This is a genomic window from Paenibacillus abyssi (assembly GCF_014640295.1).
Taxonomy (GTDB): domain Bacteria; phylum Bacillota; class Bacilli; order Paenibacillales; family Paenibacillaceae; genus Paenibacillus_D; species Paenibacillus_D abyssi.
This window is the reverse complement of the sequence record NZ_BMGR01000017.1, coordinates 35,779-61,028: the sequence shown is the minus strand read 5'-3', so window position 1 is coordinate 61,028 and position 25,250 is coordinate 35,779. Positions and strand designations below refer to the sequence as shown.

The window sequence follows — 25,250 nt, the reverse complement described above, 5'->3', positions numbered from 1 at the left end:
AATGCCGGGTCGGCTTGGCTTACCGGGCACGGAACATAAGAAAGAGCTATGAGGAATTCTCCCTTTCAAGTAAAATAGCAATAGATAGCTGGAGGAGGGAGTTCAAAGCGTATGGGGCGGGCGCAGCATCTCAGGTTAACAAAGCTGGAATTGCTGAAACGGATTTTGTTTATTACGATGGGCGCAGTATTGATGTCTGTCGCACTGGAAATTTTTCTTGTCCCCAACCAGATCATTGACGGCGGTATTGTCGGCATCTCGATTATTGTCGCCCATCTGACAGGGCTGCCGCTGGGTATTTTTCTATTTGTGCTGAATATTCCGTTTCTCTTCCTCGGTTACAAGCAGATCGGAAAAACCTTTGCCATGTCGACGTTATACGGCGTTACGATTATGTCGATCGGCACGATCCTGCTGCATCCGGTGCCGCCGATCACGAACAATCTTTTTTTGGTGACGGTATTCGGAGGGGTCCTGCTGGGGATCGGCGTCGGGATGGTGATCCGGTTTGGCGGTTCGTTGGACGGTACGGAGATTGTGGCTATACTGATCAATAAAAAATCACCGTTCTCTGTAGGTGAAATCGTTATGTTCTTCAATTTCTTCATCATGACTTCGGCGGGTTTTGTCTTTACTTGGGACCGTGCGATGTATTCGCTGATTACCTATTATATCGCCTTTAAGATGATTGACGTGACGATCGAAGGCTTCGATGAGTCGAAGTCGGTCTGGATCATCAGCGAGGAAGCCAAGGAGATCGGAACGGCGATCATGGACCGTCTTGGGCGGGGCGTTACGTTTCTGAATGGGGAGGGCGCCTTTACCGGCGATACGAAAAAAGTCATCTTCTGTGTCATTAACCGGCTGGAGGAAGCGAAGCTCAAGTCGATTGTGCAGGAGCTGGACACGGCTGCATTTCTGGCGATCGGCAACATCCATGACGTGCGCGGAGGCCGCTTTAAGAAGAAGGATATTCACTGATGCGGACATCACTCGAATGGGTGGCGCGGGGAGCAGCAGTCTGCGTAAATGTAGTATTTCACAGCGGCCTTCCTCAGCGGACGGCCGTTTTTGGCTTGGTTGCGGGAGTTAGCGGGGACCGATATAATAAGGACAAACCAAAGAACGGACGGCTGGGGGCGATTGAAGCTGGATGAATTTGCAAGCATACACAAGTGGACGAAGGGACGGCAGCCTGAGCAGTGGCAGCGTTCGCGCGGTGTGGTGCTCGGCATCGGCGACGATACGGCGGTCGTAGAGCTGCCGGAAGCGGCTGCCGGAAGCGGCGCATGGCAGTGGCTGCTCGCCGTCGACACGATGGTGGAGACGGTGCATTTCAATTGGACGACAATGACGGAGGAAGATGTCGGCTATAAGGCGCTCGCCGCCAACGTGAGCGATATCGCGGCGATGGGCGGCCTCCCGCAGCACGCGCTCGTGTCGGTGAGCGTGCCGCGGTCCTTTGAACCGCAGCGGATGTCGCGGTTCTATGATGGGCTGTACGCGTGCGCCGAGCAGTACGGCGTCGCGGTGGTGGGCGGCGATACGACATCGTCGCCGCAGCATCTGGTTGTGGCCGTGACGGTGACGGGTACCGTCGAGGCCGACAGGGCGGTGCGCCGCTCGGGTGCGCGGGCGGGCGACGCCGTGTTTGTGACGGGCCCGCTGGGGATGTCTGCGGCGGGCCTGCATTATTTGCTCGCGGCGGACAGCGGCGCGAGCGGTCATGGGTTGTCCGGGCGGAGCGGGAGCCCGGACGTGCCGGCCGCGGCAGCGGCGGAAGCGGCGGAAGCGGCGGAAGCGGCCGGGGCAGCGCCGCTGGTGCGCGCGCATCGGCGGCCGCAGCCTTCGGTGCGGGCCGGCCGCCTGCTGTTGTCGCGCGGGACATGCCGCTCGCTTAACGATGTGAGCGACGGTGCTGCGAGCGAGGCCTGGGAGCTGGCCGAAGCATCGGGCGTATCGATCGTGCTGCGCGAGGACTGGCTGCCCCGCAGCGGCAGCCTTGCTTCTTATGCTGCAAGTGTTGGAGTCGATCCGCTGGAGTGGATGCTGTACGGCGGCGAGGACTATGTGCTGATCGGGACGATGGACAAGCATGATGCGGATGCGGCAAAGAGCGAGCTGAACGGACAGGGCATTCCTTTCTACCGGATCGGCGAGGTGGAGGAAGGCGAGCCGGGCGTCTGGCTTAGCGAAGGAACAGGCAAGAAGCGGACCGCAGTACCCAAGCGGGGGTACAATCATTTTGAATAATAGGTGGGAATCATGTCGACTTCGGATAGGCACGAAACAGTAATAACGGTAAAAAGCGAGCAGGAGACCATTGCGCTGGCCGCATGGATCGCGGAGCGTTCGCAGCCGGGAACCGTGCTTGCGCTTGACGGCGATTTGGGCGCGGGCAAAACGCGCTTCTCGCAAGCGTTCGCCGCGGCGATAGGCGTAGCTGGCGTGGTGAACAGCCCGACTTTTACGATTATCAAGGAATATGAAGGCACTAAGCTGCCTTTTTATCATATGGATGTCTATCGGGTCTCGATGCCGGAGGCGGATGAGCTGGGGTTAGACGATTATTTTTTCGGAGAGGGCGTTACGATCGTGGAGTGGGCGAGCTTGATCGAGCCGCTGCTGCCGCCGCATCGGCTGGAGCTCTACATTGAGCATTGCGGGGGCGAAGAACGCCGTATGACATGGACCGGAATCGGACAGCCTTACGCGGCTTGGTGCCGGCAATTGGAGCAGATGGGAGCGATAACGGATGAATCATAATCCAGGCAGCGGGGGGCTCGCTTACGATGACAGCAAGCTTGTGCTCTCGCTCGATACTTCAACCGCGGCCATGGCGGCCGCGCTGATCCGGGGAGACAAGCTGCTCGGAGAGGTACAGTCGCTGGCCGAGCGGAATCATTCGGTGCATATTATCCCGAAGCTGAAAGAGCTGCTTGCGCAAGCGAATGTAACGCAGGATTCGCTGGATGCGATTGCCGTCGGGCAAGGTCCGGGCTCGTATACCGGCATGAGAATTGCCGTTACCGCTGCGAAGACGCTGGCATGGGTATGGAACAAACCGCTCATCGGCGTGTCGAGCCTGGAAGGGCTGGCTTACGGCGCATGGCAAAAGCTCTGCAAGGAAGAAGGAGCGGATCAGGCAGGGACTGCCTTCGGCTCCCAGTGGATTATTCCCGTCATGGATGCGCGCCGGGGCCAGGTCTACACTGCCGCCTTCCTGGTCACAGCCGACGGCACATGGACAAGGCAGGCCGAGGACGGCATTCGCCTCATGCATGATTGGGTCGATGAGCTGATGGAACGATCAGCCGTCACGTCGGATGCCGCTTCAGAGATGCCCGGGCGAATCGTAATTGCCGGAGATTTGTCGCTGCATGAGGCGGAAGCGGAGCGCATGCAGGCATACGGCGGCCAAGTGAAGCTGCTTACCCAGTTGATGGAGGGGGAGTGGCTTGCACGGCTCGGGATGGACAAGCTGGAGCGGGGCGGGCAGGATGATGTGCATACCCTGGTTCCGAATTATACTCAATTGGCGGAGGCGGAAGTAAAGCTGATTGCCAAATCGCGGGAGGGTTAACGGCATGGCGGGACACGAAGAGCGGGCAGCAAGCGGGGATTGGATGGACTTGCTCGTATTTCGCGCAATGCGGGTTGGCGACATACCGATGATTTGTGAGATTGAGCGGGAAGCTTTCACCAGCCCGTGGACGGCTGAAGCGTTTACGAATGAATTAACAAATAATCATTTTGCCCGTTACATGGTCGTGCAGCTCGAAAGCGAGATCATCGGGTATGGCGGCATGTGGACGATTATGGATGAAGCTCATGTGACGAACATTGCGATCCGTTCGGATTATCGCGGCCAAGGGCTTGGGGAGCGGCTGCTTCGGGAGATGCAGCGGACTGCTGTCTTTTTTGGGTCGCTTCGCATGACGCTTGAGGTGCGCGTAAGCAATGAGATCGCACAAAATTTATATCGAAAATTAGGGTTCGAGCCCTCCGGTATCAGACCGGGGTATTACTCGGACAACCAGGAAGACGCGCTGATCATGTGGGCGGATCTGGAGCAGGTAGGGGCAGGTGAACGGTCATGACAACGATCAATCAGAGCGGGCAGTCGCTTATTTTAGCAATTGAGACCAGCTGTGACGAAACGTCGGTTGCGGTAGTGCGTAACGGCAAGGAAATATTATCGAATCTCGTGTCGAGCCAGATCGAGACGCATCAGCGGTTCGGCGGGGTCGTCCCGGAGATCGCTTCGCGCAAGCATGTGGAGACGATAACGATCATTATGGAACAGGCGATCAAAGAGGCCGGCGTCAGACTGCAGGACATCTCTGCTGTCGCTGTGACCCAAGGGCCCGGTCTGGTCGGCGCACTGCTGGTCGGCATTGTAGCGGCTAACACGCTTGCGATGGCGATCGACGTGCCGTTGATCGGCACGCATCACATCGCAGGCCATATCTACGCGAATCAATTGGTCCATGACCTGGTTTATCCGTGTCTGGCTTTGGTCGTATCCGGAGGGCATACGGAGCTCGTCCTTATGGAGCGGGAAGGCGTATTTCGGATCATTGGCCGTACCCGGGACGATGCGGTGGGAGAGGCTTATGATAAAGTGGCCCGTTCCTTGCAGTTTCCTTATCCCGGAGGACCGCATATCGACAGATTAGCGCAGGAGGCCGATGACACGATGGAGTTGCCGCGCGCATGGCTGGAGGCGGACTCGTATGATTTCAGCTTTAGCGGCTTGAAATCGGCGGTGCTTGCTGTGATTAATCAGGCGAAGATGAAAGGTGAGCCTCTGAATCGGCCGGCACTGGCCCGTGGCTTCCAGGAATCGGTGATCGATGTGCTGGTGACCAAGTCGATCCGTGCCGTGCATGAGTTCGGGGCAAAACAGCTGCTGCTTTGCGGCGGTGTGGCGGCGAACGGCGGCCTGCGCAGCGCATTAAAAGCACGCTGTGCAGTTGAAGGGGTGCCGCTGCTTGTGCCGCCATTGTCGTTGTGCACGGATAATGCGGCCATGATTGGAGCAGCGGCTCATCTGAAATGGCAGCGTGGAGAATTTACATCACTTGATATGAAAGCCGATCCGTCGCTCTCCCTGGAGCAGTGGTCGGTCCAAGGCGAGCCGGTGAGGTAACTAACTAACTCAATTCATGCTGGTCATTAACGTGCTATAGCAAGTTGAACTCATGATGTCTCAAAGATGCGCGTAACGGACATAACTGCAGCTTAGCGCCCGGAATGATCGAAATTGTAAATCTAACGGACATTTCGGACTCTTAGCGGATAAATGGAGAAAAAAAGAGTGGCTTTTATACATGTAAAGGTCGATAATGTCCGTTAACGATCAAATCCTTCATTTTTTCTTCTCTAAGTGTCACTTTTGTCCGTTAGAGAGACCAAGATCTGTGGAAGTTCTGTTCGCTGTTTGTTGCTCGCAGCTCGTGGTCACTCTTCTCTTGTAATCTGCCGGTCTCGACAGCGCTAACCTAATCGATCAGAGTAGAGGTACTATTAGACCTTACGATAAACAGACTTAACCCGCCCTCGCGAGAGGGCGGGTTCTTCTTGCTGTATATCACTCGCCGGCCCGTAGCCCGCCGATGCGGCACTCGCCAGCGTGGCCGCCCGGCATAGCCGGTGTCCCGCCAGACATGGCGGGACACCGGCTTATCGGCTAATCAAAAAACAAGAAATGGGTGGATAGTTTACGCAGCGTGCCATCGGACGGGGCGTTGACAACCCTGCCCTTGAAGATCATGGAAGAAGATCCGCCTCCGTCCAGATTATACGCGTCGACCGCTCCGAAGCGCTGCAGCAGAATTTGCATTTCTGCAAGGGTTGCGCCGGAGCGCCCGGACTCGTCGGCACCGTCGGTAACGAGGAACAGCAGCTGATCATCTTTATAATTTGCTACCACGGTGCGCGGAGCGCGCTTCGGGCTTACCTGCCATTTCAGAGGGATAGCTTGTCTCAAGCCATCTTTTAAAAGTACAGGCACAAATGTTGCGCCAAATACAGGCTCTTCTTTGTCCAATTGCTCCCGGCTCATATATTTTCCGCCGACTAATTGCATGCTTTTGTTCAGCCCGACAAAGAACAGATCCGCAAATGAAGGCTCAAAGCCGTTCACGTACTTTCCGTCCATCATCGTGGTGCTGAGCGGATACCGTTTCCCCCGCTGATCGGCGAAACCGCCGGCATTCACTCCAGCAAGTGCCTGGTGCCGTTTGACCGCAGACAGGGTCGTCTCCGCTCCTCCGAATGTGTCATTGCCGAGCACCATTTTCATCGCGTCAGGCGATTTCAGCTTCACTTTCAAGGCATAACCTTTGAAATTCGCAGCCCGCACATAAAATAATTGCGCCCGAAGCTTGTCGCTCTGGACAACATCGGAGGGCGAACCCAGCTTCCTCGTAATCCGCCGGTCATAGATTTGAGCCGGCCGGCTGGCTTGGGCGTTCGCCGTTTTGACAATTTGGCTCATATCTTTGTTCGTCTGGTCATAGAGCCAGGCGCTTTTCTTGATAGATTCGGCGGTCAGTCCGGCAATCGCCTTGGCTTCATCCAGCCCTTGCGTAATTCCGCCGCTGAGTTGTTCCACTGCTAACGGAGCTTGCGGTGAAGGCTGTGGATAAGCATTCTGAGAAAGTTCCACAGACGGGCTGCTGGATAAGACCCAGATGAGCATGCCAATAAACGGTGCGCAAGCGAGCAGAGCCAGACGGTTCAGATGTTTGATCTGGATATTCATTTCAACACATCCAAGCTCTTCTGCAGCTCATTCAGTTTCTTTTTCACATCATTGATTTGCGTGTATAGTTTGTTGCTGTTATCTGTTTTGTCATTGGCGTTATCTTTGGTGAACGTCAGCAGCTCATTCAGCGCGTCGACTTTACCGCCGAGCTCGCTCATCTGCGCTGCAAAGCCTTCTTCTACCTGGACGATCCGCTGTTCATACTCCTGCTGCATCGTCGCAATCTGAGCCGCCGTCTGGCGCTCAAGCTGAGCAGTGAGCTCCGCTTTCGTTCGTTCCGTGTACCACATCGTTCCGGCTATGCCGGCCCCGATAAGCAGCACCCATATCACAAGAAACATAATAACGGGGCCTTTGCCCGATTTCCGGCTCTTTCTTTCATATCCGCTGGGTAAGTCTGTTTGGATTTCCGTATTCATACTTAACAAGATTCTCCTCTGTCGATCAGCTGCGCATAGGCTTGTCCCTACATAATTACGAAATAACCGAATAAAAGTTGCGCGAAACAGGGGCGCGGTTCGTTATGAAACCGGATTCCATTAAAAATTTATTATTTCTGAATTGACAGATAATTTATTGGCGAATATAATAATCAGCAACACTTATTTTTTCCATACCTTCAAACGCTACGAACAGGAGCAGTAAGGTCATCAAGGGAAATGGCGCGGCGATCCATCGGATCACTGGCCAATCAGAGAGCTGCGGTACGGTGCAACGCAGTCCCTAGTAATCCTGAATCTCGCCTGGGAGCGGAACGGTGGAGCATCGGATGCGATCATCCCATGTCGTACATCGTAACGGCTGACCTCCGTCATCGGGTGCGCATGGTTCAATTCCGGAATTGAACGATGCGCTTAAGGTGGGCGCGCTTCCTGGTCGAAGGCGTCAACAAGGGTGGTACCGCGCGGACACACAGTCTGTCGTCTCTTGCATATAGAGATGGCAGGCTTTTTTTGTTGACAGCCAGGCGGATGATATAAAAATGCAAACAATACGAGTAAACGCGATGAACAGGAACAGTAGGATTAACGCCTGGATTAGCATGACGGGAAAGAATCCCGCGATGCAAGCAGAGAGCTGCGGATTGGTGCGACGCAGTCGAAGGCCGTCTGAACTCGCCTGGGAGCGGAGCGTTGGAAACGGGTGCGGAAGAAGGTTATCCACACACGGATTACAATGTTACGGCTAACCTCCGTAAGAGGGTATGAGCGGGCATGGGGAAACGGCGTTTCCCCGGCCAACAAGAGTGGTACCGCGGCAGCTGAAAGGCCTGTCGTCTCTTTTATATAAGGAGATGACAGGCCTTTTTCGTATTTAATGATTCACAACATCAATCATTAGGGAGGTTTTTTCCATGTCCAATACAAACGCAATGAAACGCATCCACATTTTTGATACGACGCTGCGCGACGGTGAGCAATCGCCGGGCGCTTCGTTAGAACCGGAACAAAAGATTATCATCGCCCGCCAGCTGGCGAAGCTCGGCGTTGACGTCATTGAGCCCGGATTTCCGGTTTCAAGCCCCGGGGAGTTTGCCGCTGTGCAGCAGATTTCCCGTGAGCTGCAGCAGACGGAGATTGCCGGTTTTGCCCGGGCGGTGCGCGGTGATATCGATGCTGCCGTACGCGCGACGGCAGATGCGGCAAGGCGAAGGCTGCATCTGTTTATTTCCTCGTCGGATATCCATTTGGACTTTCAACTGCGTAAGACGCGGGATCAAGTGGTGCAGATCGCCAGAGAAATGGTTGCTTACGGGAAACAGCATGTGGAGGAAATCGAGTTCTCCCCGATGGATTCCACTCGTACGGGAATGGAGTTCGTCATCGAGCTCGTCGAGGCGGTGATCGCTGAAGGAGCGACGATTATCAACCTGCCTGATACATTGGGTTATGCTTTGCCGGAGGAATATGAAGCGCTGTTCCGGACGGTCCGAACCCAAGTAAGGGGCGGAGAGCGGGTGCGCTACAGCGCGCATTGCCATAATGACCTGGGCCTGGCTGTTGCCAACAGCCTGGCGGCGATCCGGGGCGGAGCGACACAGATTGAAGTGACGGTGAACGGCATCGGCGAGCGCGCGGGGAACTGCTCCTTGGAGGAGCTGGTGATGGCGATTGAAACGCGCAAAGAAGCGCTGCAGATGGAAACGGGCATTCAAATGCCGGAGATTTACAATACTTCCCGCGTAGTAAGCCGCACGATGCATTTTCCAATCTCCTTCAACAAACCGATCGTCGGCCGTAATGCTTTTCAGCATGAGTCGGGCATTCATCAGGATGGCTTGCTCAAGAACCGCAATACCTACGAGATTATGGATCCTGAAGCAATGGGCATTCCGCGCAGCATGATCATATTGGGCAAGCATTCCGGCCGGCATGCAATTAAGCATCGAATGGCGCAATACGGCATTCAGGTGGATGGGGAGCAGATGGAAGAAGTGTATAACCGGTTCAAACAGCTGGCCGACGAGCAAAAAATCGTGACTGACGACCAATTGCTGCGGATGGTGGGAGAAGCGACCGAGACCCAACCGGATCCTTATGTGCTTGTCGATCTGCAGGTGCTTTCAGGAACGCAGCGTGCACGCATATCCTCGGTAACAATCCGGGAACAAAATGGAACCGAGCGTACGTATTCGGGAATGGGAACAGGTCCGTTAGAGGCTGTTATCCACTGCATTCAGCAAGCGATCCCGGTTGCGGCGGAATTTGAGGATTTGGAGCTGCATTCCTTGTCCACAGGAGAGGATGCGCATGGCGAAGCAGTTGTCACCATTGTGCATAACTGTGAGCGATTCCGCGGCACAGCTATCCACAAGGATATTATTCTTGCGGCGGCCCAAGCTTATGTAGCGGCATGTAATCAGCTCGTCATGAGCAGCGGAACCAGGCCGGGCACAAGCAGTAATGGAACTGACACAGACAGTCAAATTGGTTAACAGCATTAATAAGTGGATAAAATGCAGGAAAATAACGCAAACTAGGCGTAAATTGCTTTTGTTATCCCACCTGTGCACAAACTTATCCACATATCCTGTGTTTAATGTGGATAAGGTGAGTAAATCCACTGTTGACAACGATTTTAAAATCTATGAAGTTGGGGATATTATTTTCAACAATTAGTTGTGGATAATGTGGATAATGTGTGTAAAACTTTCACTATAATGTTTCATATGAAGGTATTGTTAAAAAAGCAGGAAGAAATCTTTGGTTTTCAAGCTGAATTATCGACAGAATTGCCAAACAACTCTCACAACCCTGTGGATAAAGCTGTGGAAAACGTGGATAGATGAAAAACTGCCCGATGCACGCTGTGCGTCGGGCAGTTTTTTTGCGGAGAGATCGTCATGCACAAGCGGAATGGATAATCAGCATCCACTAGCTTCACCTGCTGCTTATCGTTCATCGTGAAATTGTGCTTCAAAAGTTCGTTTAATAGGTCTGCATCCATGAGGGGCAGTCTATTTTTTTGTCGAAAACAGGAGATTTTAAGAGAGGGAAACTATATAATTACACTAGAAGATAAGAAAAGATAGAAATGTTGCGCAGCCAGATTAGTCTTTGTAAAGAGAGAGCATACGATTGTGAAGCAAATTCCCCAGCCGATGGGGGTCATTCATGGGTGACTCATATGAAGAAAAAGATCATTCTCAGCTTGTTAGCGTCGTTATGCTTTGCAGGGGTCGTTAATGCAGCCGGTATGTGGGGGACTTATAAAGGGAATACGATCATACGATTGACGGTTGACGGTGTTCCGGTAAGGGTTACGGATGCGCCGGCCATGTTGTACGATAACCGAACGATGATCCCGATCTATCTATTAAAAGAAGCGGGAATAAAGTATACGTGGGACCAGAAGAATCAGACGGTTAACATTGTCTCGGAAGCGAAGCCGGCCTCCGCTCAAACAGAAGCAGAGACAAGAAAATCATTAACGGCAAGGGAAATCGCCCGGTTAATCGATCGGGTCGGCTATGTAGAGGCGTATAATTCATCCGGCAATACAATCGGAACCGGTTCAGGCTTTTCGATCAAGGGCGGTTGGTTCATCAGCAACAGCCATGTCGCTTATGATGCTGCCGGCATCCGGGTTCGGATAGATGGAACGACTTATGATACAGAGGGCTGGTATTGGTATAATAATTCGAATACGGACGTTTTTATCACCGCTTTATCGACACAATACAGCCCGGATGGAGCAATCACCGGTTCGACACCTCACAAACAACTGGAATATACGACAACCATTCCGGATATCGGTGATAGAGTCTATGCAATCGGAAGTCCTGCCGGTCTCGAAAATACGCTGTCAGAGGGGATTGTATCCGGCATTCGAACGATTAATGGCGTCAAGTACATCCAGCATACGGCGACGATCGAACCTGGCTCCAGCGGCGGCGTGCTCTTGAATGAATACGGCGAGGCGATCGGCATCAATACGTGGAAGATCACAGATACCAGCTTGTATTTCGCGGTTCCGATGCAGTATGTGCAGGAGGAATTAAGTAAATCGTAACATTTGACCCGGATGCCGCCCAAGTTGATGGGTGATCGGCCTGTTGAGCTGCCTCAGCAGGCTTTTTATTGTGCGATATGAAAAACCGCCATGCGCACAACAGGCGCACATGGCGGTTCTTATCAAACGATTTCAGGCCAACAGCTCTTCCCAAGTTTCATAATAACCTGTCAGCTCAGCCTTTTTGTCGTCAATCTCGGTTTGCTTCTGCTGGACCAGCACATAGTCGTTATAAACCTCGGGATCCGTGAGCTGCTGCTCCAGCTCTGCGATCTGCTCCTCGAGCAAGGCGATATCCTTCTCTAATTGTTCGAGCTTGCGCTGCTTTTGCCGTTCGTCTTTTTTCGCTTGCTTCTCCAATTCATAGGCAGAACCGGAGACTGGCTCGGGAGAAGCATCCGTTTTTCCCGATTTTTGCAGACGGGCATTCGCTTCTTCCTGCAGTTCCGCCAATTCCTGTTTTTTCTCAAGCATTTCGTCGTAATTTCCCAGGAAATGATGAACGCCCTCCGGGGTTAATTCGACAATACGCTCTGCCATCTTGTTAAGGAAATAACGGTCATGGGAAATAAATAACAGCGTGCCCTCGTATTCCATCAGCGCGGATTCAAGCACTTCCTTGCTGTATAAGTCGAGATGGTTTGTCGGTTCATCAAGAATCAGCACGTTGGCTTGTTGAAGCATCAGCTTGGAGAGAGAGACCCGCGCTTTCTCACCGCCGCTGAGTGCGGCGATTCTCTTCTTCACGTCTTCACCGCTGAACAGGAAGCTGCCAAGCACCGTACGGATTCGCGCTTCCTCGATATGCGGATAAGCGCTCCAGACTTCCTCCAATACCGTATTCGTGGGCGTTAATCCGGTTTGTTCCTGGTCATAATAACCGATGCGGACATGGGTGCCCCAGCGGATCGTCCCGGCATCCGGGGTGCGCTCGCCGACCAGAACCTTGAGCAGCGACGATTTGCCGATCCCGTTAGGTCCGATCAAGGCAACCGTTTCACCGCGCTGAAGCTGGAAAGAGACATTGCGGAACAGTGGCTTGTCCTTGCCCGGAAAGGTAATGGAGAGCCCCTGGGCATCCAGCACATCCTTGCCTGTGGTCCGTTCCACTTCAAAAGAGAAATGGGCTTTCTTCAGATCGCCAAGCGGCTTGTCGAGACGATCCATCTTCTCGAGCGATTTGCGGCGGCTTTGCGCGCGTTTTGTCGTGGAGGCGCGCACAAGATTGCGCTCGATAAATTGCTCCATTCGCGCAATTTCGTCCTGCTGCTTCTCGAATTGCTTCATCGCGGCTTCGTATTCTTGCGCTTTCGTCTCGATATAACGGCTGTAATTCCCGGTATATTTTTTCGCCGCATGCCTTTCGATCTCGACAATTGTCGTTGCCAGCGCGTCGAGGAAAAAACGGTCATGGGAGACTACCAGCACGGCGCCGGAATATCCTCTTAAATAATCTTCAAGCCAGGTTAATGTAGGAATATCCAAATAGTTCGTCGGCTCGTCGAGCATTAGCAGATCAGGCGATTGCAGCAGAATGCGGGCCAGCGCCAGCCTTGTCTTCTGGCCGCCGCTCAGCGTTGCGATGGGCGTATCCGGAGCGAAATCGCCAAAGCCCATCCCGTGCAGCACACTGCGGATGCGCGTCTCAATCTCAAAGCCGCCCTGTTCGCGGAACCATTCCGACCGGATGGCATACCGCTCCAGTGTGTCTTCGTACCGCTTGCTGTCATCATGCAGCTTCGGATCGGCAATCTGCCGTTCGAGCTCACGCAGCTCCTGTTCAACGTTAAGCAGCTCGGAGAAGACGGCGCGCATCTCTTCGATGATGGTGCGGTCCGACTGCAGACCGCTGTTTTGCGCGAGATAGCCGATGCGGGTTTCCTTGGCTTTGTAGATGGTTCCCGAATCTGCCGTTAATTCGCCTGCTATGATCTGCAGCAGGGTTGATTTGCCGGCGCCGTTGACGCCGACCAGGCCGACTCTTTCGCGCTCCTGAATTTGCATGGAAATATGGGAAAGCACGGACTTCACGCCGTAATTTTTGGAAATGTCGGATACTTGAAGAAGCATAGTGACCTCCGAATAAGAATGTATATCTTTTAGTGTACATGAAATTGCGCTGCAGTGCGATAAGCAAGGGCGACGGTGTTGGCGAAAATGGCCATCAATGGTAAACTAGAAGCAATCAAACAAGATGAGAGCGTGGCGATTATCACTATGGAGGAAAGCGGAGCATCTGTTCAAAAACAGGCCATCAGACAGCATATGAACAGGCTTCGCAACGGGATTACAGAGGAGCATCGGAGCGAATGGTCCCGGCTGATATGTAACAGGGCCGCGGAGTGGCTGCAAGCATCCGGGGGCAAGAACGTGATGCTGTACGTTGCCTTTCGTTCAGAGGTCGATACGAGGCCTTTGGTGGAATGGGCCTGGCAGGCCGGATTGACCGTCATCGTGCCATTGAGTGATCCGCTCAGCCGGACCATGACGCTGTACGAGCTCCGCGATTGGAGTGAGCTTCGCCCGGGCGCATACGGCATTCTGGAGCCGGATCCCGGCAAAGCGGCGGTCTGCTCAGAGGATTTTGTGCCGGATGCGGTCTTTGTTCCCGGCCTTTCCTTTGACACTGCAGGCGGCAGGCTTGGCTATGGCGGAGGATATTATGACCGTTTCAGAGAGCGTCTGTTAAGCAAGCTCGGTCCGGGGCGGCCGATGCCGTGCTGGATTGGACTGGCCTTCGAAGCTCAACTCGCGGACCGCATTCCCCGTGAGCCGCACGACGCAAATGTCGATGCTGTAATGACGGAACGGACCCTGTACGCAAATTCGCAGTATACTTGTAAAGGAGGTTTTTTATGACAGCGGAATTGACGCATTTCAATGAACAAGGCAGAGCGCGCATGGTCGATGTATCGGATAAGGACATTACGACGCGCAGCGCAATCGCACGAACGATGGTGAAGATGGCGCCCGATACGTTAAGCCGGATCAAGGCCGGAACGATAGGCAAGGGCGACGTCATGGCCGTGGCGCAGGTCGCGGGCATTATGGCAGCCAAGAAAACATCGGATTGGATTCCGATGTGCCATCCGCTTCCGCTTACCGGAATCAACCTGACGTTCTCGGATAATGCAATCGATGAGCTTACAATAGAGGCTACGGTGAAAACAACGGGCAAGACAGGCGTGGAAATGGAGGCGTTAACGGCCGTGTCGGCCGCGGCGCTTACTGTATATGACATGTGCAAGGCATTGCAGAAGGACATGGTCATCGGACCGACGCTGCTGATCCACAAGTCTGGCGGCAAGAGCGGTGACTATCTTTTCACACCGGCATCCGAGGAATCGACAGATACAGATCATTAATACTAGCAGACACTTTGAGATGTTATTGTAAATGGGGGGGTTGTTGGTGCAGTGGAAAGTAGCGATATTGACAGCGAGCGATAAAGGCTCCCGCGGGGAACGTGAGGATACGAGCGCTCAGGTGATCCGGGAGCTTATAGAGGAAGAACTCGGCGGGGAAATTGTAGATTACCGGATTGTACCCGATGAGCAGGATGAGATTATGGCTGCACTAATCGAGATGACCGACTACTTCCAGGCAGATCTTGTACTGACAACCGGCGGCACCGGGCTGAGCCCGCGGGATTGGACGCCGGAGGCCACGCAGCGGGTTATCGATCGTGTCGTTCCGGGTATTGCCGAAGCTATGCGCATCGGCTCGATGCAAAAAACTAGACGGGCCATGCTTACCCGCGGCATTTGCGGGACGCGCGGCAGGTCGCTCATTATCAATCTGCCGGGAAGCCCTAAGGGCGTGCATGAGTGCTTGATGGCGATTATGGACCAACTGCCGCATGCGCTGGGAATTTTAACGGGACGTGTGGGGGAGCATAATTGATGAATAAACAAACGAGCGGAACAAAATTAACCGAAGTCCGGGTGGAAGATGCCATCGGCATGCGTCTTGCTCATGATCTCACCCGAATCGTCCCGGGCGAATTCAAGGGCCGTTTATTTAAGAAAGGCCATATTGTTACCGAATCCGATATTCCGAAGCTTCTTGATATTGGCAAGGAACACATATACATTATGGAGCTCGGCGAGGGCGAGCTTCATGAGGATGATGCGGCGCTGCGGATGGCGCAGGCCTTTACAGGAGAAGGGATCACGTTATCTGAACCGCATGAGGGCAAAGTCAGCCTGAAGTCGGGGATGCTCGGGCTGGCCCAGATTGATGGTGCGCTGGTCGAGTCCATCAACCGGTTAGGCGAGATCGCGTTGGCTACTGTGCGCAATCACACCGTGGTGAAGCCGGGGAATCCGATCGCGTCCACTCGCGTGATTCCGTTATTCGTGGAGGAGAGCAAGGTTGCCGGGGTGGAAAAGCTTGCAGCCGCGTATCGTGAGCAGCATGACGGCAGAAGCCCGCTCAGCATCCGGCCGTTCAAGCCGTTTCGAATCGGTCTGCTGACAACGGGCGGCGAGGTATTCAGCGGCAGAATTCAGGATAAGTTCGGTCCGGCAGTGCGCAGCAAGGCAGCCGAATACGGCTCCGAGGTGATCGAGCAGCGTTTTGCACCTGATGACCGACATACAATTGTCAAGGAAATACACTACTTGCTTGCAGCCGGTTATGATATGATACTCGTAACAGGAGGTATGTCCGTTGATCCGGACGACCGGACGCCCGCCGCAATCAGCGAGGCCGGCACCGATGTTGTCAGCTACGGTACACCGATGCTGCCGGGTTCCATGCTGTTGATGGGCTATTTGAAAGGCGTGCCGATATTAGGGCTTCCTGGCTGTGTTATGCATGATCCCTATACATCATTTGATGTACTGCTGCCGCGAATACTGGCTGGTGACACGATCACCAGAGATGATATCGTAACGATGGGTTACGGAGGTTTATTGGGCTGTTAGTCCATTATGTCAGGAAGTATAGAGTTAATTATTAAGGAGGTAAACCATGAGCGGATTAGGTGTTTCCGGTGTTGTTCTGCTCGTTATCGTTGCGCTGCTGCTGTTCGGCCCGAACAAGCTGCCTGAGCTCGGCAGAGCGTTTGGACGCACGCTGCGCGAGTTCAAGAACGGCGCCAAAGACATTATGGATGACGATGACAAACAGGACCGCAAGGATACAAGTCGGATCGATGTGAGTCAGTCTGAGGACCAAGCGAAAAACAAGCGGCTTCCGGATTGATCGGGATACGCTTTTTTTATGGAATGAAAAGGAGGCTGCAGGTTGGGACAAGATGCGAAGAAGCAGGGTAAGGAAGAAAATCTGATGCCGATTCTGGAGCATATCGGAGAGCTTCGAAAACGGCTCATTGCGATACTGCTTGTCGTGTTTGTCGGACTGATCATCGGATTGGTGGCAGCCAACCCTGTCTATAATTATCTAATGGCCCAAGAGCCTGTGAATGGACTGCCGCTGCATACCTTTTCCTATTGGGACGGCATCGGGATTTACATGAAGATTGCATTCATTGTGGCATTGGTGCTGGCGCTGCCGTTTACCTTATTTCAAGTATGGTCGTTTGTGAAACCGGCACTTGAGGAAAAGGAGCAGGGTGCCGCGCTTCGGTACATCCCGTTTGCGCTGCTGATGCTGCTGCTGGGATTCGCCTTTTCTTATTTTGTCGTATTTCCGATGGCTTACAATTTTACAACCAGTGTATCCGAGCGTCTGGGGCTGGTGGAAACGTACGGTGTCGTGCAATATTTCAGCTTTTTGTTCAACATCGTTATTCCGATTTCATTAATGTTCGAGCTTCCTTTAGTCATTATGTTCCTGACCAAGCTGCGCATTCTGAATCCGCTGCGGCTTCGCAAGATGCGCCGGCTCGCCTACTTTCTGATGGTGGTCATCGGTACTTTTATTACACCGCCGGATGTCATATCCGATCTCATGGTTGCGGTACCGCTTATCCTGCTCTATGAATTCAGCGTTTTCTTGTCGTCCATCGTTTACCGTAAACAGCTGGAGAAGGACGCTGCATGGGAAGAAGAGTTCAACAGCCTGCAGAATACGTAAACCGCATTATCACAACACCGAGTGGTCTCTTCCATGCATCGATTGGGAGACCGCTCTTTTTTATTATCGAAGACAGGCTGGCTGGAGCTCTTGCAAGGCTCCCCGGTCCAGGGTTCTGCACGCTCCCCGACTTAAGTCCAGGTGCAAAAACCGCCGCAGGTCTGTTTTGGAAAGCTTCGAAAACACCTAGAATAAAGACATAAGGTTGAACTGTTGATAACAACGAAAGCGGTGATGAGGCGGATGAACGGAAAAACATTTTTAAGCGTGGTGTTGATTGCTGTCGGAGGACTGATCGCACTGAAATTTATCGGCCTGACATTAGGTGCGATTATCGGGTTCCTCTTCCCCTTCATTTTAATGGGGCTTGGCGTAGTCGGCATTAAAAACGATAAGAAGCTGATTGGCGGCATCCTGTTTGGTATCGGACTGGTCGTCCTGCTCGGGAAGCTGTCCGGATTGATATTCTTCTTGCTGGCGGTTGGCATGGTGATCTGGGGCATTTCAATGCTGAGACGGGACAAAAGAGTATATTAATCATCGAATGAATATAGATGTGGAGGGTAAACGATGAGCTTGATTCGACGGGTACGCGATATTACGGTCGCCACGTTAAATGAACGATTGGAGAAAGCGGAGGATCCGGTAAAAATGATCGATCAGTTCTTATGGTCGACCAGAGAAGACATCATTCAAACGGAACGGCTTTATCAGCAATATACATCGCACAGCAACCACTTGAAAATGCAGTGGCTGCAAGCGGAGCAGCAAAGGGAAAAGCGCGAACAGCAAGCGATAACGGCTCTGAAAGCCGGTGAAGAGAACCTGGCAAGGCTGGCGCTGCAGGAGAAAGCATCCCACGATCAGCGGGCGGCTCAGTATAAAGAGCTGTACGAGCAAGGCAGACAGAGCATCACGGACCTGGAGGAACAACTGCGCGAGCTGCGCAGCGAATACCAGACAGTCTACGACAAACGCGAATATTACGCGGCACGCATGGAGTCCTTGCGGCTGCAGCAGCGGATGAACGCGAGATACAGCGGCGGACATGGTGCGGGTCAAGGTCACGCACAGCAGCCGGAGGGCATGTTCAGAAGGATCGATGACCGGATCACCGACATGGAGCTGGAAGCCAAAAGCATGCGCGATCTGCGCCGGGCAGGACAACAATTTCTGGTGCAGGCCGGTACATCGGTGCAGTCGCTGATCGAGAGTGAGCTGCAGCAGTTGAAAAGGAAATTAGAGAAGGAAGGATGACGTCAAGATGAAGAAGCTATACCGATCGACACGGGATAAGAAGGTGCTTGGCCTGTGCGGCGGAGTTGCCGAAATGATGAATATCGATGCCACATTGCTCAGGGTGCTGTTCATTGTGGCCGTGATTTTCTCCAGCGGAGCGCTCATTCTTGTCTACATTCTCGCAGGTCTTGTCGTTCCGAAGGAACCGCCATATTACAACGATTTCGGCGGAGGCTTAGGCAGCGGTTATGGAAATTCCAAGTATGGCTCGAACAGCCAAGGTTACTATAATCCCGGTCATGGTCCCTCTGCCGGACAAAGCTGGAACAGCTGGCAGAGCGGAGCGCAGCAGGCCGGGCCGGCAAAGCCGGAATCGTCCAATCTGGACGCGATGATGGAAGACCTCGAGAAGAAGGCGCTGCGCAGGGAAATCGATGAATTGCGCGCCAAACTAGCGAAATACGAGAAGGGAGATAACTAATTATGGGTATCTTTAAACGGATGAAGGATATGACAAAAGCATCGCTTCATGAGATGTTGGATAAAATGGAAGATCCGGTGGTCATGTTAAATCAATATTTACGGGATATGGAAGCTGAGATTCACCAGGCCGAGGTAACGGTGGCCAAGCAAATGGCCAATGAACGCCGGATGAGACAGCGTTATGAAGAAGCAGCGCGCAGCGCGATGGATCGCGAGAGCAAGGCTGAGCAAGCACTGCGCTCCGGTCACGAGGAGCTGGCCCGCAAGCTGCTCGAAGAGAAAGTATTCTTCGATCAAAAAACGGTGGAATACAGCGATCTGCATGCGGAAGCCAAAGCGCAGGCGGATGAGCTGATGCAGCAGCTGCATGATATGAAGGATGAGTTCTACCAGCTACGCAACAAACGCAACGAGCTTTCCGCACGTGCCCAAATGGCGAAGGCGAAGAAGCAAATGTCACAGCTGAGCACGACGCATTCGATCGAGAGCGGCAGCGCCTCGCGCGGCTTCAACCGGATGGAAGAGAAGATTATGCAGATGGAAGCTGAAGCGGATGTTATGCGTGCGCCCGGCATGTATTCGCACCAACCAAGCCTAAGCGCGGTAGATATCGAGAAAAAGATGAAAGTGGATGAGCAGCTTCAAGCGCTTAAATCCAAGCTGACGCCGCCTCCATCAAACGCCGAGTAACTCGCTCGAGTGATCATATCATGGGAATTTGTACGGCGCTTCTTTACGAAGCGCCGTGTATTTGTCGATAAACCTAATATATGGATGAGATAGAACGATTTAGGTATCGGATAAGCGGGATGCTGCAACTATTTGGCACACCGGTTCGTTTTCATACATAGATTTGAAAGGGGAGTGCGGTCATGGAGGGCAAGAAGCCCGCCGGCAAGATGAGTGAGCCAACCATATGGATGAGATAGAACGATTTAGGTATCGGATAAGCGGGATGCTGCAACTATTTGGCACACCGGTTCGTTTTCATACATAGATTTGAAAGGGGAGTGCGGTCATGGAGGGCAAGAAGCCCGCCGGCAAGATGAGTGAGCCAACCCGCCGCAATACGACAGAGACGGTGCTGTGGCTTCTCGTTATTATCGGACTGCTTGTACTGGTGCTGCAGAGTACCGGCTATGTTAAATGGTTTCAACTGCAGGGGCCTGCCGCAGCGGCAGGCTTGTCGGTCATCGGACTCTCCTTGGCCGCAGGAGCGGTCTACAGTTATTTGCAGCGCTTAAAGCTGCGGGAGACGATCAAGCGGCTGACGGAGCAGCAGCGGCGCAGACGAGCTGTTACCTTAACTTCCTCAGAAGGCTCAGCGGATGGAGCGGAAATCCAGGAGGAAGAGGACCAGGTATGGACGGAGAAAGTGAAGTTCTCCGCCGTGCTCGAGGAGAGGCAGCGGTTAGCCCGGGAGCTGCATGACGCGGTGAGCCAGCAGCTGTTTGCCATCTCGATGACAGCGACTGCTGTAGGCCGTACGCTCGACAAAGATTTTGAGCGGGCGCGCAGACAGGTCGAGCTGATCGAGGAGATGGCCTCGGTCGCGCAATCCGAGATGCGCGCGCTGCTCCTGCATCTGCGTCCGATTCATCTGGACGGCAAAAATTTAGCGCAAGCGCTGCACAGCTTGATTGAAGAATTGAAGCAAAAGGTGCCGATGGCGATTACGCTGGATATCGATCCGGTCATTGCGATCATGCCGGACGCGGAGGACCATCTGTTTCGGATTGTGCAGGAGGCGCTCTCTAATACGCTCCGGCATGCCCGGGCAACGTCAATGGAAATCCGGTTGTTTCAATATGGCAAGCAGATTCGTCTGACGCTGCGCGACAATGGGGTCGGCTTTGATCTGGAAGCGAAGAATCAGACCTCATACGGATTATTAACGATGGAAGAGCGTGTGAATGAGCTGGGCGGCGCGCTGCAGCTGCTTACGGCTCCAGGCCGGGGGACAACGATCGAAATTTGGATACCGGCCATGGCGGATGAGAGGGGGAGCAGGTAGCAGAATGGAACAACCGATTAAAGTATTGCTGGTCGATGACCATGAGATGGTGCGGATCGGCTTGGCAGCGGTGCTTGATACCGAAGAGGGAATTGAGGTTGTCGGTGAAGCGAGCAACGGGCAGGAAGGCATCCGTCTGGCACAAGCCTACAAGCCGGATATTGTGCTGATGGATCTGGTCATGGAAGGAATGGACGGGGTCGAGACAACGAGGAAGCTGCTCGAGCTTTACCCGGAATGCAAGGTCATCGTGCTCACGAGTTATATCGACGACAGTAAGATGTATCCGGTGATTGAGGCCGGTGCGTTCAGTTATTTGTTAAAGACATCCAGAGCCAATGAGATTGCCGATGCGATCCGTGCCGCGGCGCGGGGACAGTCCGTTCTGGAGTCGCAGGTAGCGGCCAAGATGATGAACCGGCTCCGCCAGCCGAAGGTCGCTCCGCAAAAAGCGCTGCATGAGGATCTGACGGAGCGGGAAATGGATGTCCTGCACCGGCTCGCACAAGGAAAGTCCAATCAGGATATCGCGGACGAATTGTTTATCGGCATCAAAACCGTGAAATATCATATTACCAATATCTTCGCCAAGCTGGAGGTCGAAGACCGTACCCAGGCAGCGATTTATGCACATAAAAATGGAATAGCGGAGTAAGCGATAGAAGGCCGTTCCCTAAGCAGCATTAACTGCTTAGGGGACGGCCTTGTTCATGACCAGCCGGATGCTCCCGCCATACCTCCATGCACCTCCATTATCACTCCCGGCCGGCAAGCTCCGCCTCAAGGTCGGCACAAACCCCGACCTAAAGCCAGGTTGAAAAACCGCCGCAGGTCTGTTTTGGCAATTGGCAATTCATTCTACAATAAGTACATAAGGAAACGACGACACATCACACATTGGCGAGAGGCGGTGAAACAAGAGAATGAATGGAAGAACAACGTTTGGGATTGTGCTGACGGTAGTCGGCGTATGGATTGCGCTTCACTTGCTGGGCATTTCGCTTGGACCGGTAATCAGCTTCCTATTCCCACTGATTTTAATCGGTATTGGATTCATTGGCCTGCGTAATAACAGCAAGCTGATCGGCGGTTTATTCATTGCCGTTGGGGCGATCCTGCTGCTCGTCAAATTATCGAAATTGATCTTTGTCCTGCTGGCGATTGGTTTGGCGGTGTGGGGCATTTCGATGTTAATAACACGAAGAAAATACCGGTAACGGATGAGAAGATAAGGGGTTGGAGGATAGACGATGAGTATATTACGAAGAGTTCGCGATATGACGGTTGCCGCATTGAATGACCGGTTGGAAAAGGCAGAGGATCCGGTAAAGCTGATCGACCGCTTCCTCGGAGCGACAAGGGATGAGATAATTCAGGCGGAGCAGTTGTACCAGCAATGCACAACACATACGATTCAGCTGAAACGGCAGTGGCTCGATGCAGAGCAGCAGAAGGATCGGCGGGAGCAGCAAGCGATCACGGCTCTGAAAGCCGGTGAGGAAGAGCTTGCGAGAATGGCACTGGTGGATAAAACGACGCATGAAGAGCGCGCGGCACAATATAAGCAGTTAATAGAACAAAGCAAACAGACGCTGATAGAGCTGGAAGAACGCTTGGGTGAGCTGAAAAATGAGTACCGGACGGTCGCCGATAAACGTGATTTCTATATCGCACGCATGGAATCGTTAAGGCTGCAGCAGCGATTGAATGATCGCCATTCCGGCTTGCAAGGTGGAGGTTATCAGCCTGAAGGACTATTCCGCCGACTGGAAGATCGTCTGGACGATCAGGAGCTCGAAGCACGGAGCTTGCGCGAACTGCGCCGCTCGGCTTCAGCTCCAATCGGAGCCGGTGCCCGGCAGCAATCAGCAATTGAGCTGGAGCTGCAGCAGCTAAAACTGAAATTAGCCAAGGGAGGCTGAGGTCGACGTGAAGAAGCTATACCGAAGGAACCCCCGCTTTATAGCAGTTACGGTTCCGTCGGCAGTTCGCCGGGCGGCAATCCATCGAGATCCGGAGGTTATGGAGAGCCGCAGCAATCCGCAAACATCGATGCCATGATGAACGATATGGAAAAGCGAGCGTTACGCAAAGAAGTAGAACAATACCGCGCCAAATTGGCCCAATATGAGAAGGGAGATTTATAATTATGGGAATCTTGAAAAGAATGACGGACATGACGAAGGCATCACTGAATGAAATGTTGGATAAAATGGAAGATCCGGTTGTGATGTTGAACCAATACTTACGTGATATGGAAGCGGAGATTCATGAAGCAGAGCGCACGGTAGCAAAACAAATGGCCGCCGAGCAGCGGATGAAGAACCGTTACGGGGAAGCGGTCAGCAAGGCGGCGGAACGTCAAAGTCAAGCGGAGCAAGCGCTCCTCGCAGGTCAAGAGGAATTGGCGCGCAAGCTGCTGGAGGAGAAGGTTTATTACGAGCAGCAAGCCGATGAGTTCAGCGCTCTTTACGAGCAGAACAAAGCACAGGCAGAGGAGCTTCGCAAGCAGCTGGATGACATGAGAAACGAACTGCAAGATCTGCGCAGCAAACGCAGCGAGCTGGCTTCCCGTGCCGATGCGGCAAAAGCGCAGAAGCAAGTGGCGCAGATCGGGACGCAGCATACGATTGAGAGCGGCGGCGCGTCGAGAGGGTTTTACCGGATGGAAGAGAAAATCATGCAGCTCGAGGCTGAAGCAGAGGTTGCGCGGATGCCGGGATTCTATCGCCAAACATCGGCCGCATCGGCTGCAGCCCCGATTGATCCGGCAAAGGAACTGCAGGTCAATGAGCAGCTTGAAGCGCTCAAGCGCAAGTTGAACACAACCAATGCTCCCGGGCAGCCGGAAGCTTAATTCGATACGAAAGAGAAAGAGGAACGCTCTTGTTAAGGGGCGTTCCTCTTTCTGCCGGAGATGAGCTCAGCATTGTCAGCCAGCCAGCGGTATAAACTGTCGGCGTCGTTTAAACCGAAGAAGGAGACAGGCTTCTCAAGTTCCCCATGCTGCTGCAGCTTAGCTGACTCTTCCTGCGTATCCGGCCATACAACTGCGGCAATAGGCTGGCTCAAAGACGTGAGCAGCCCGAAATGCGCAGGTTCTTTGATCATGATGACTTTCGGATAGTTTTCCGACTTGAAGCCTTCAACGAGCACAACATCGTAATCGTTCATTTGCAGCAGCAGTTCTTGTAATGACAACGGGCGATGAAGGAGCATCGCCGTTCGATGCGGTGAAGTGATGGCCACGGTGTCTGCGCCGGCGGCCTGATGCTTCCAGGTGTCTGTACCTGGATGATCCATTTGAAAATCATGCCCATCATGTTTGATGACCGCGACGGTGCACCCATCTGCTTTGAACCGCTCGATCAAACGGCAGAGGAGCGTTGTTTTTCCTGTGTTTTTGTAGCCCGCGATTTGCAGGATGAAAGGGGTGTTCATGCTGGCCTCCAAAAAATAAATGATTCTTCTATTGTAACATGATTGTCATGGGGACGCTTTCTTGATAATATAAAATAAGATCATACTTTACAAAGGTGCGGCCATACGAAGATTCAAAAGACGTTTGATGCGGGGGAGCGAGCCTGCCAGCCGGTCATACTAAAGGGGAATCGGGAATTTTGGCAAAACGAATGATGAACAAACACGAAGCAGAATTCAGTAATTTAGTTAAAGCATACCGCAAACGTCACATGGGCAAAGGCCCTCGCGAGGTGCGCACGACCTTCTGTAACAATTGGGCGATTTGCGAGATGCAAGGCAACCTGTCGCCGGTGGAGAAATTTATCGCCGGTTCAGGAGAAGGCAAGCAGATGGTACAAGAGGCACGCACAAAAATGGTAAAGGACATGTACCGCGAGCACCATCCGGTGGAAATGGAAGAGATGCTCGGCGCGAAATTTGTCAGCCTGTTTGTGGACATTGATATCGATCAGGATATCGGAATGTCGATTTTTGTGTTTGACCAGGATTTGCAAAAGAAGTTCGGACAATCGGATTCTTAATCACACTCATAACAGCCATGGCTGTTGGCGCTCGGCAGCGAACCTGCCGGAGGCGAACCGCCGCGGGATACTTGGATTTCTTCTTGAACGAGGGAGTCGAAGTATGCTGCGGCGGTTTTTTTATTTGAATGATAAGTTTTGTCTGTCTGGCAGCTTATCTTTCAACGCGAAACCGTGCTGTCAT

Annotated in this window: 29 protein-coding genes; 25 read left to right on the top strand and 4 right to left on the bottom strand. The window is 53.1% G+C overall.

The genetic code is table 11. The annotated features are described in order from the left end of the window. The first annotated feature begins 111 nt into the window (after positions 1-111). Genes IEW11_RS21335 through tsaD form a run of 7 tightly spaced genes read left to right on the top strand, consistent with a single transcriptional unit; the run spans position 112 to position 5,152 of the window. Entirely contained in the window at positions 112-981 is an 870-nt protein-coding gene (locus tag IEW11_RS21335) for a YitT family protein (RefSeq protein ID WP_188533104.1), read from the top strand. Further along, the gene (locus tag IEW11_RS21330; RefSeq protein WP_188533103.1) at positions 981-1,157 is read left to right on the top strand and encodes a hypothetical protein; all 177 of its coding nucleotides are present in this window, start codon (positions 981-983) and stop codon (positions 1,155-1,157) included. The genes IEW11_RS21335 and IEW11_RS21330 overlap by 1 nt, the downstream gene beginning before the upstream one ends. Next, on the top strand, positions 1,144-2,253 hold the full coding sequence (gene thiL, locus IEW11_RS21325; protein ID WP_188533102.1) for a thiamine-phosphate kinase: 1,110 nt from the start codon (positions 1,144-1,146) through the stop codon (positions 2,251-2,253). Before IEW11_RS21330 ends, thiL begins: the two co-directional genes overlap by 14 nt. A 12-nt stretch (positions 2,254-2,265) precedes the next feature. Then, the gene (gene tsaE, locus IEW11_RS21320) at positions 2,266-2,766 is read left to right on the top strand and encodes a tRNA (adenosine(37)-N6)-threonylcarbamoyltransferase complex ATPase subunit type 1 TsaE (RefSeq protein ID WP_188533101.1); all 501 of its coding nucleotides are present in this window, start codon (positions 2,266-2,268) and stop codon (positions 2,764-2,766) included. Continuing rightward, entirely contained in the window at positions 2,756-3,583 is an 828-nt protein-coding gene (gene tsaB, locus IEW11_RS21315) for a tRNA (adenosine(37)-N6)-threonylcarbamoyltransferase complex dimerization subunit type 1 TsaB (protein WP_188533100.1), read from the top strand. The genes tsaE and tsaB overlap by 11 nt, the downstream gene beginning before the upstream one ends. Positions 3,584-3,587: 4 nt before the next feature. After that, positions 3,588-4,100 (top strand): ribosomal protein S18-alanine N-acetyltransferase, encoded by a 513-nt coding sequence (gene rimI / locus IEW11_RS21310; protein ID WP_188533099.1) that lies wholly within the window; start codon positions 3,588-3,590, stop codon positions 4,098-4,100. Further along, positions 4,097-5,152 carry a tRNA (adenosine(37)-N6)-threonylcarbamoyltransferase complex transferase subunit TsaD gene (tsaD, locus tag IEW11_RS21305; RefSeq protein WP_188533098.1) on the top strand — a complete coding sequence of 352 codons (1,056 nt, stop codon included), beginning with the start codon at positions 4,097-4,099 and terminating at the stop codon, positions 5,150-5,152. Before rimI ends, tsaD begins: the two co-directional genes overlap by 4 nt. 540 nt (positions 5,153-5,692) lie before the next feature. Here the strand turns inward: tsaD and IEW11_RS21300 are convergent. After that, the gene (locus IEW11_RS21300; RefSeq protein ID WP_188533097.1) at positions 5,693-6,769 is read right to left on the bottom strand and encodes a phosphodiester glycosidase family protein; all 1,077 of its coding nucleotides are present in this window, start codon (positions 6,767-6,769) and stop codon (positions 5,693-5,695) included. Then, the gene (locus IEW11_RS21295; protein WP_188533096.1) at positions 6,766-7,191 is read right to left on the bottom strand and encodes a flagellar basal body-associated FliL family protein; all 426 of its coding nucleotides are present in this window, start codon (positions 7,189-7,191) and stop codon (positions 6,766-6,768) included. The genes IEW11_RS21300 and IEW11_RS21295 overlap by 4 nt, the downstream gene beginning before the upstream one ends. Positions 7,192-8,144: 953 nt before the next feature. Here IEW11_RS21295 and IEW11_RS21290 point away from each other — a divergent pair. Beyond that, a complete protein-coding gene (locus tag IEW11_RS21290) occupies positions 8,145-9,707 on the top strand; it encodes a 2-isopropylmalate synthase (RefSeq protein WP_188533162.1) in 1,563 nt (520 codons plus the stop codon). A 692-nt stretch (positions 9,708-10,399) separates the two neighbouring features. After that, positions 10,400-11,284 carry a trypsin-like peptidase domain-containing protein gene (locus IEW11_RS21285; RefSeq protein ID WP_188533095.1) on the top strand — a complete coding sequence of 295 codons (885 nt, stop codon included), beginning with the start codon at positions 10,400-10,402 and terminating at the stop codon, positions 11,282-11,284. 132 nt (positions 11,285-11,416) lie between these two features. Here IEW11_RS21285 and IEW11_RS21280 read toward each other — a convergent pair whose 3' ends face one another. After that, positions 11,417-13,354: an ABC-F family ATP-binding cassette domain-containing protein gene (locus IEW11_RS21280; protein ID WP_188533094.1), complete on the bottom strand. Its 1,938-nt coding sequence runs from the start codon at positions 13,352-13,354 to the stop codon at positions 11,417-11,419. Positions 13,355-13,441: 87 nt separating this feature from the next. Here IEW11_RS21280 and IEW11_RS21275 point away from each other — a divergent pair, with 87 nt between their 5' ends. The 15 genes from IEW11_RS21275 (at position 13,442) to IEW11_RS21205 (ending at position 23,919) form a co-directional block, all read left to right on the top strand. After that, positions 13,442-14,143, top strand: a complete 702-nt coding sequence (locus tag IEW11_RS21275; protein WP_229725537.1) for a 5-formyltetrahydrofolate cyclo-ligase — start codon at positions 13,442-13,444, stop codon at positions 14,141-14,143. After that, entirely contained in the window at positions 14,140-14,649 is a 510-nt protein-coding gene (gene moaC / locus IEW11_RS21270) for a cyclic pyranopterin monophosphate synthase MoaC (RefSeq protein WP_188533093.1), read from the top strand. Before IEW11_RS21275 ends, moaC begins: the two co-directional genes overlap by 4 nt. A 46-nt stretch (positions 14,650-14,695) precedes the next feature. Then, a complete protein-coding gene (locus IEW11_RS21265) occupies positions 14,696-15,187 on the top strand; it encodes a MogA/MoaB family molybdenum cofactor biosynthesis protein (protein WP_188533092.1) in 492 nt (163 codons plus the stop codon). Then, positions 15,187-16,212 (top strand): molybdopterin-binding protein, encoded by a 1,026-nt coding sequence (locus tag IEW11_RS21260; RefSeq protein WP_188533091.1) that lies wholly within the window; start codon positions 15,187-15,189, stop codon positions 16,210-16,212. Before IEW11_RS21265 ends, IEW11_RS21260 begins: the two co-directional genes overlap by 1 nt. Before the next feature lie 46 nt (positions 16,213-16,258). Next, complete coding sequence (gene tatA / locus IEW11_RS21255) at positions 16,259-16,492, top strand: twin-arginine translocase TatA/TatE family subunit (protein ID WP_188533090.1); 234 nt, start codon at positions 16,259-16,261, stop codon at positions 16,490-16,492. Positions 16,493-16,576: 84 nt separating this feature from the next. Beyond that, entirely contained in the window at positions 16,577-17,326 is a 750-nt protein-coding gene (gene tatC / locus IEW11_RS21250; RefSeq protein ID WP_188533160.1) for a twin-arginine translocase subunit TatC, read from the top strand. 243 nt (positions 17,327-17,569) lie between these two features. Next, the gene (locus tag IEW11_RS21245; protein WP_188533089.1) at positions 17,570-17,863 is read left to right on the top strand and encodes a hypothetical protein; all 294 of its coding nucleotides are present in this window, start codon (positions 17,570-17,572) and stop codon (positions 17,861-17,863) included. A gap of 33 nt (positions 17,864-17,896) precedes the next feature. Further along, complete coding sequence (locus IEW11_RS21240) at positions 17,897-18,583, top strand: PspA/IM30 family protein (protein ID WP_188533088.1); 687 nt, start codon at positions 17,897-17,899, stop codon at positions 18,581-18,583. Between the two features lie 7 nt (positions 18,584-18,590). After that, entirely contained in the window at positions 18,591-19,046 is a 456-nt protein-coding gene (locus IEW11_RS21235; protein WP_188533087.1) for a PspC domain-containing protein, read from the top strand. A 2-nt stretch (positions 19,047-19,048) separates the two neighbouring features. Beyond that, entirely contained in the window at positions 19,049-19,738 is a 690-nt protein-coding gene (locus IEW11_RS21230) for a PspA/IM30 family protein (RefSeq protein WP_188533086.1), read from the top strand. A 328-nt stretch (positions 19,739-20,066) separates the two neighbouring features. Next, positions 20,067-21,062, top strand: coding sequence for a sensor histidine kinase (locus IEW11_RS21225; RefSeq protein ID WP_188533085.1), 996 nt, complete (start codon positions 20,067-20,069; stop codon positions 21,060-21,062). Positions 21,063-21,066: 4 nt separating this feature from the next. After that, positions 21,067-21,717, top strand: coding sequence for a response regulator (locus tag IEW11_RS21220; protein ID WP_188533084.1), 651 nt, complete (start codon positions 21,067-21,069; stop codon positions 21,715-21,717). A 268-nt stretch (positions 21,718-21,985) separates the two neighbouring features. Beyond that, positions 21,986-22,279 (top strand): LiaF transmembrane domain-containing protein, encoded by a 294-nt coding sequence (locus tag IEW11_RS21215; RefSeq protein WP_188533083.1) that lies wholly within the window; start codon positions 21,986-21,988, stop codon positions 22,277-22,279. A 33-nt stretch (positions 22,280-22,312) separates the two neighbouring features. Further along, entirely contained in the window at positions 22,313-22,984 is a 672-nt protein-coding gene (locus tag IEW11_RS21210) for a PspA/IM30 family protein (RefSeq protein WP_188533082.1), read from the top strand. A gap of 227 nt (positions 22,985-23,211) precedes the next feature. Beyond that, entirely contained in the window at positions 23,212-23,919 is a 708-nt protein-coding gene (locus IEW11_RS21205; protein ID WP_188533081.1) for a PspA/IM30 family protein, read from the top strand. A gap of 32 nt (positions 23,920-23,951) precedes the next feature. On the opposite strand, the gene mobB is transcribed toward IEW11_RS21205, so the two are convergent. Next, positions 23,952-24,503, bottom strand: a complete 552-nt coding sequence (gene mobB, locus IEW11_RS21200; protein ID WP_188533080.1) for a molybdopterin-guanine dinucleotide biosynthesis protein B — start codon at positions 24,501-24,503, stop codon at positions 23,952-23,954. Between the two features lie 194 nt (positions 24,504-24,697). On the opposite strand from mobB, the gene IEW11_RS21195 reads away from it, so the two are divergent. Beyond that, positions 24,698-25,066 carry a Na-translocating system protein MpsC family protein gene (locus IEW11_RS21195; RefSeq protein WP_188533159.1) on the top strand — a complete coding sequence of 123 codons (369 nt, stop codon included), beginning with the start codon at positions 24,698-24,700 and terminating at the stop codon, positions 25,064-25,066. Positions 25,067-25,250 lie beyond the last annotated feature (184 nt).

Excerpts from the sequence above, each read along its gene's own strand:
- IEW11_RS21335 (WP_188533104.1), top strand. The coding sequence starts at position 112 with ATGGGGCGGGCGCAGCATCTCAGGTTAACAAAGCTGGAATTGCTGAAA.
- IEW11_RS21330 (WP_188533103.1), top strand. The coding sequence starts at position 981 with ATGCGGACATCACTCGAATGGGTGGCGCGGGGAGCAGCAGTCTGCGTA.
- tsaE (WP_188533101.1), top strand. The coding sequence starts at position 2,266 with ATGTCGACTTCGGATAGGCACGAAACAGTAATAACGGTAAAAAGCGAG.
- tsaB (WP_188533100.1), top strand. The coding sequence starts at position 2,756 with ATGAATCATAATCCAGGCAGCGGGGGGCTCGCTTACGATGACAGCAAG.
- rimI (WP_188533099.1), top strand. The coding sequence starts at position 3,588 with ATGGCGGGACACGAAGAGCGGGCAGCAAGCGGGGATTGGATGGACTTG.
- tsaD (WP_188533098.1), top strand. The coding sequence starts at position 4,097 with ATGACAACGATCAATCAGAGCGGGCAGTCGCTTATTTTAGCAATTGAG.
- IEW11_RS21300 (WP_188533097.1), bottom strand. The coding sequence starts at position 6,769 with ATGAATATCCAGATCAAACATCTGAACCGTCTGGCTCTGCTCGCTTGC.
- IEW11_RS21295 (WP_188533096.1), bottom strand. The coding sequence starts at position 7,191 with ATGAATACGGAAATCCAAACAGACTTACCCAGCGGATATGAAAGAAAG.
- IEW11_RS21290 (WP_188533162.1), top strand. The coding sequence starts at position 8,145 with ATGAAACGCATCCACATTTTTGATACGACGCTGCGCGACGGTGAGCAA.
- IEW11_RS21285 (WP_188533095.1), top strand. The coding sequence starts at position 10,400 with ATGAAGAAAAAGATCATTCTCAGCTTGTTAGCGTCGTTATGCTTTGCA.
- IEW11_RS21280 (WP_188533094.1), bottom strand. The coding sequence starts at position 13,354 with ATGCTTCTTCAAGTATCCGACATTTCCAAAAATTACGGCGTGAAGTCC.
- IEW11_RS21275 (WP_229725537.1), top strand. The coding sequence starts at position 13,442 with ATGGCCATCAATGGTAAACTAGAAGCAATCAAACAAGATGAGAGCGTG.
- moaC (WP_188533093.1), top strand. The coding sequence starts at position 14,140 with ATGACAGCGGAATTGACGCATTTCAATGAACAAGGCAGAGCGCGCATG.
- IEW11_RS21260 (WP_188533091.1), top strand. The coding sequence starts at position 15,187 with ATGAATAAACAAACGAGCGGAACAAAATTAACCGAAGTCCGGGTGGAA.
- tatA (WP_188533090.1), top strand. The coding sequence starts at position 16,259 with ATGAGCGGATTAGGTGTTTCCGGTGTTGTTCTGCTCGTTATCGTTGCG.
- tatC (WP_188533160.1), top strand. The coding sequence starts at position 16,577 with ATGCCGATTCTGGAGCATATCGGAGAGCTTCGAAAACGGCTCATTGCG.
- IEW11_RS21245 (WP_188533089.1), top strand. The coding sequence starts at position 17,570 with ATGAACGGAAAAACATTTTTAAGCGTGGTGTTGATTGCTGTCGGAGGA.
- IEW11_RS21240 (WP_188533088.1), top strand. The coding sequence starts at position 17,897 with ATGAGCTTGATTCGACGGGTACGCGATATTACGGTCGCCACGTTAAAT.
- IEW11_RS21235 (WP_188533087.1), top strand. The coding sequence starts at position 18,591 with ATGAAGAAGCTATACCGATCGACACGGGATAAGAAGGTGCTTGGCCTG.
- IEW11_RS21230 (WP_188533086.1), top strand. The coding sequence starts at position 19,049 with ATGGGTATCTTTAAACGGATGAAGGATATGACAAAAGCATCGCTTCAT.
- IEW11_RS21225 (WP_188533085.1), top strand. The coding sequence starts at position 20,067 with ATGGAGGGCAAGAAGCCCGCCGGCAAGATGAGTGAGCCAACCCGCCGC.
- IEW11_RS21220 (WP_188533084.1), top strand. The coding sequence starts at position 21,067 with ATGGAACAACCGATTAAAGTATTGCTGGTCGATGACCATGAGATGGTG.
- IEW11_RS21215 (WP_188533083.1), top strand. The coding sequence starts at position 21,986 with ATGAATGGAAGAACAACGTTTGGGATTGTGCTGACGGTAGTCGGCGTA.
- IEW11_RS21210 (WP_188533082.1), top strand. The coding sequence starts at position 22,313 with ATGAGTATATTACGAAGAGTTCGCGATATGACGGTTGCCGCATTGAAT.
- IEW11_RS21205 (WP_188533081.1), top strand. The coding sequence starts at position 23,212 with ATGGGAATCTTGAAAAGAATGACGGACATGACGAAGGCATCACTGAAT.
- mobB (WP_188533080.1), bottom strand. The coding sequence starts at position 24,503 with ATGAACACCCCTTTCATCCTGCAAATCGCGGGCTACAAAAACACAGGA.
- IEW11_RS21195 (WP_188533159.1), top strand. The coding sequence starts at position 24,698 with ATGAACAAACACGAAGCAGAATTCAGTAATTTAGTTAAAGCATACCGC.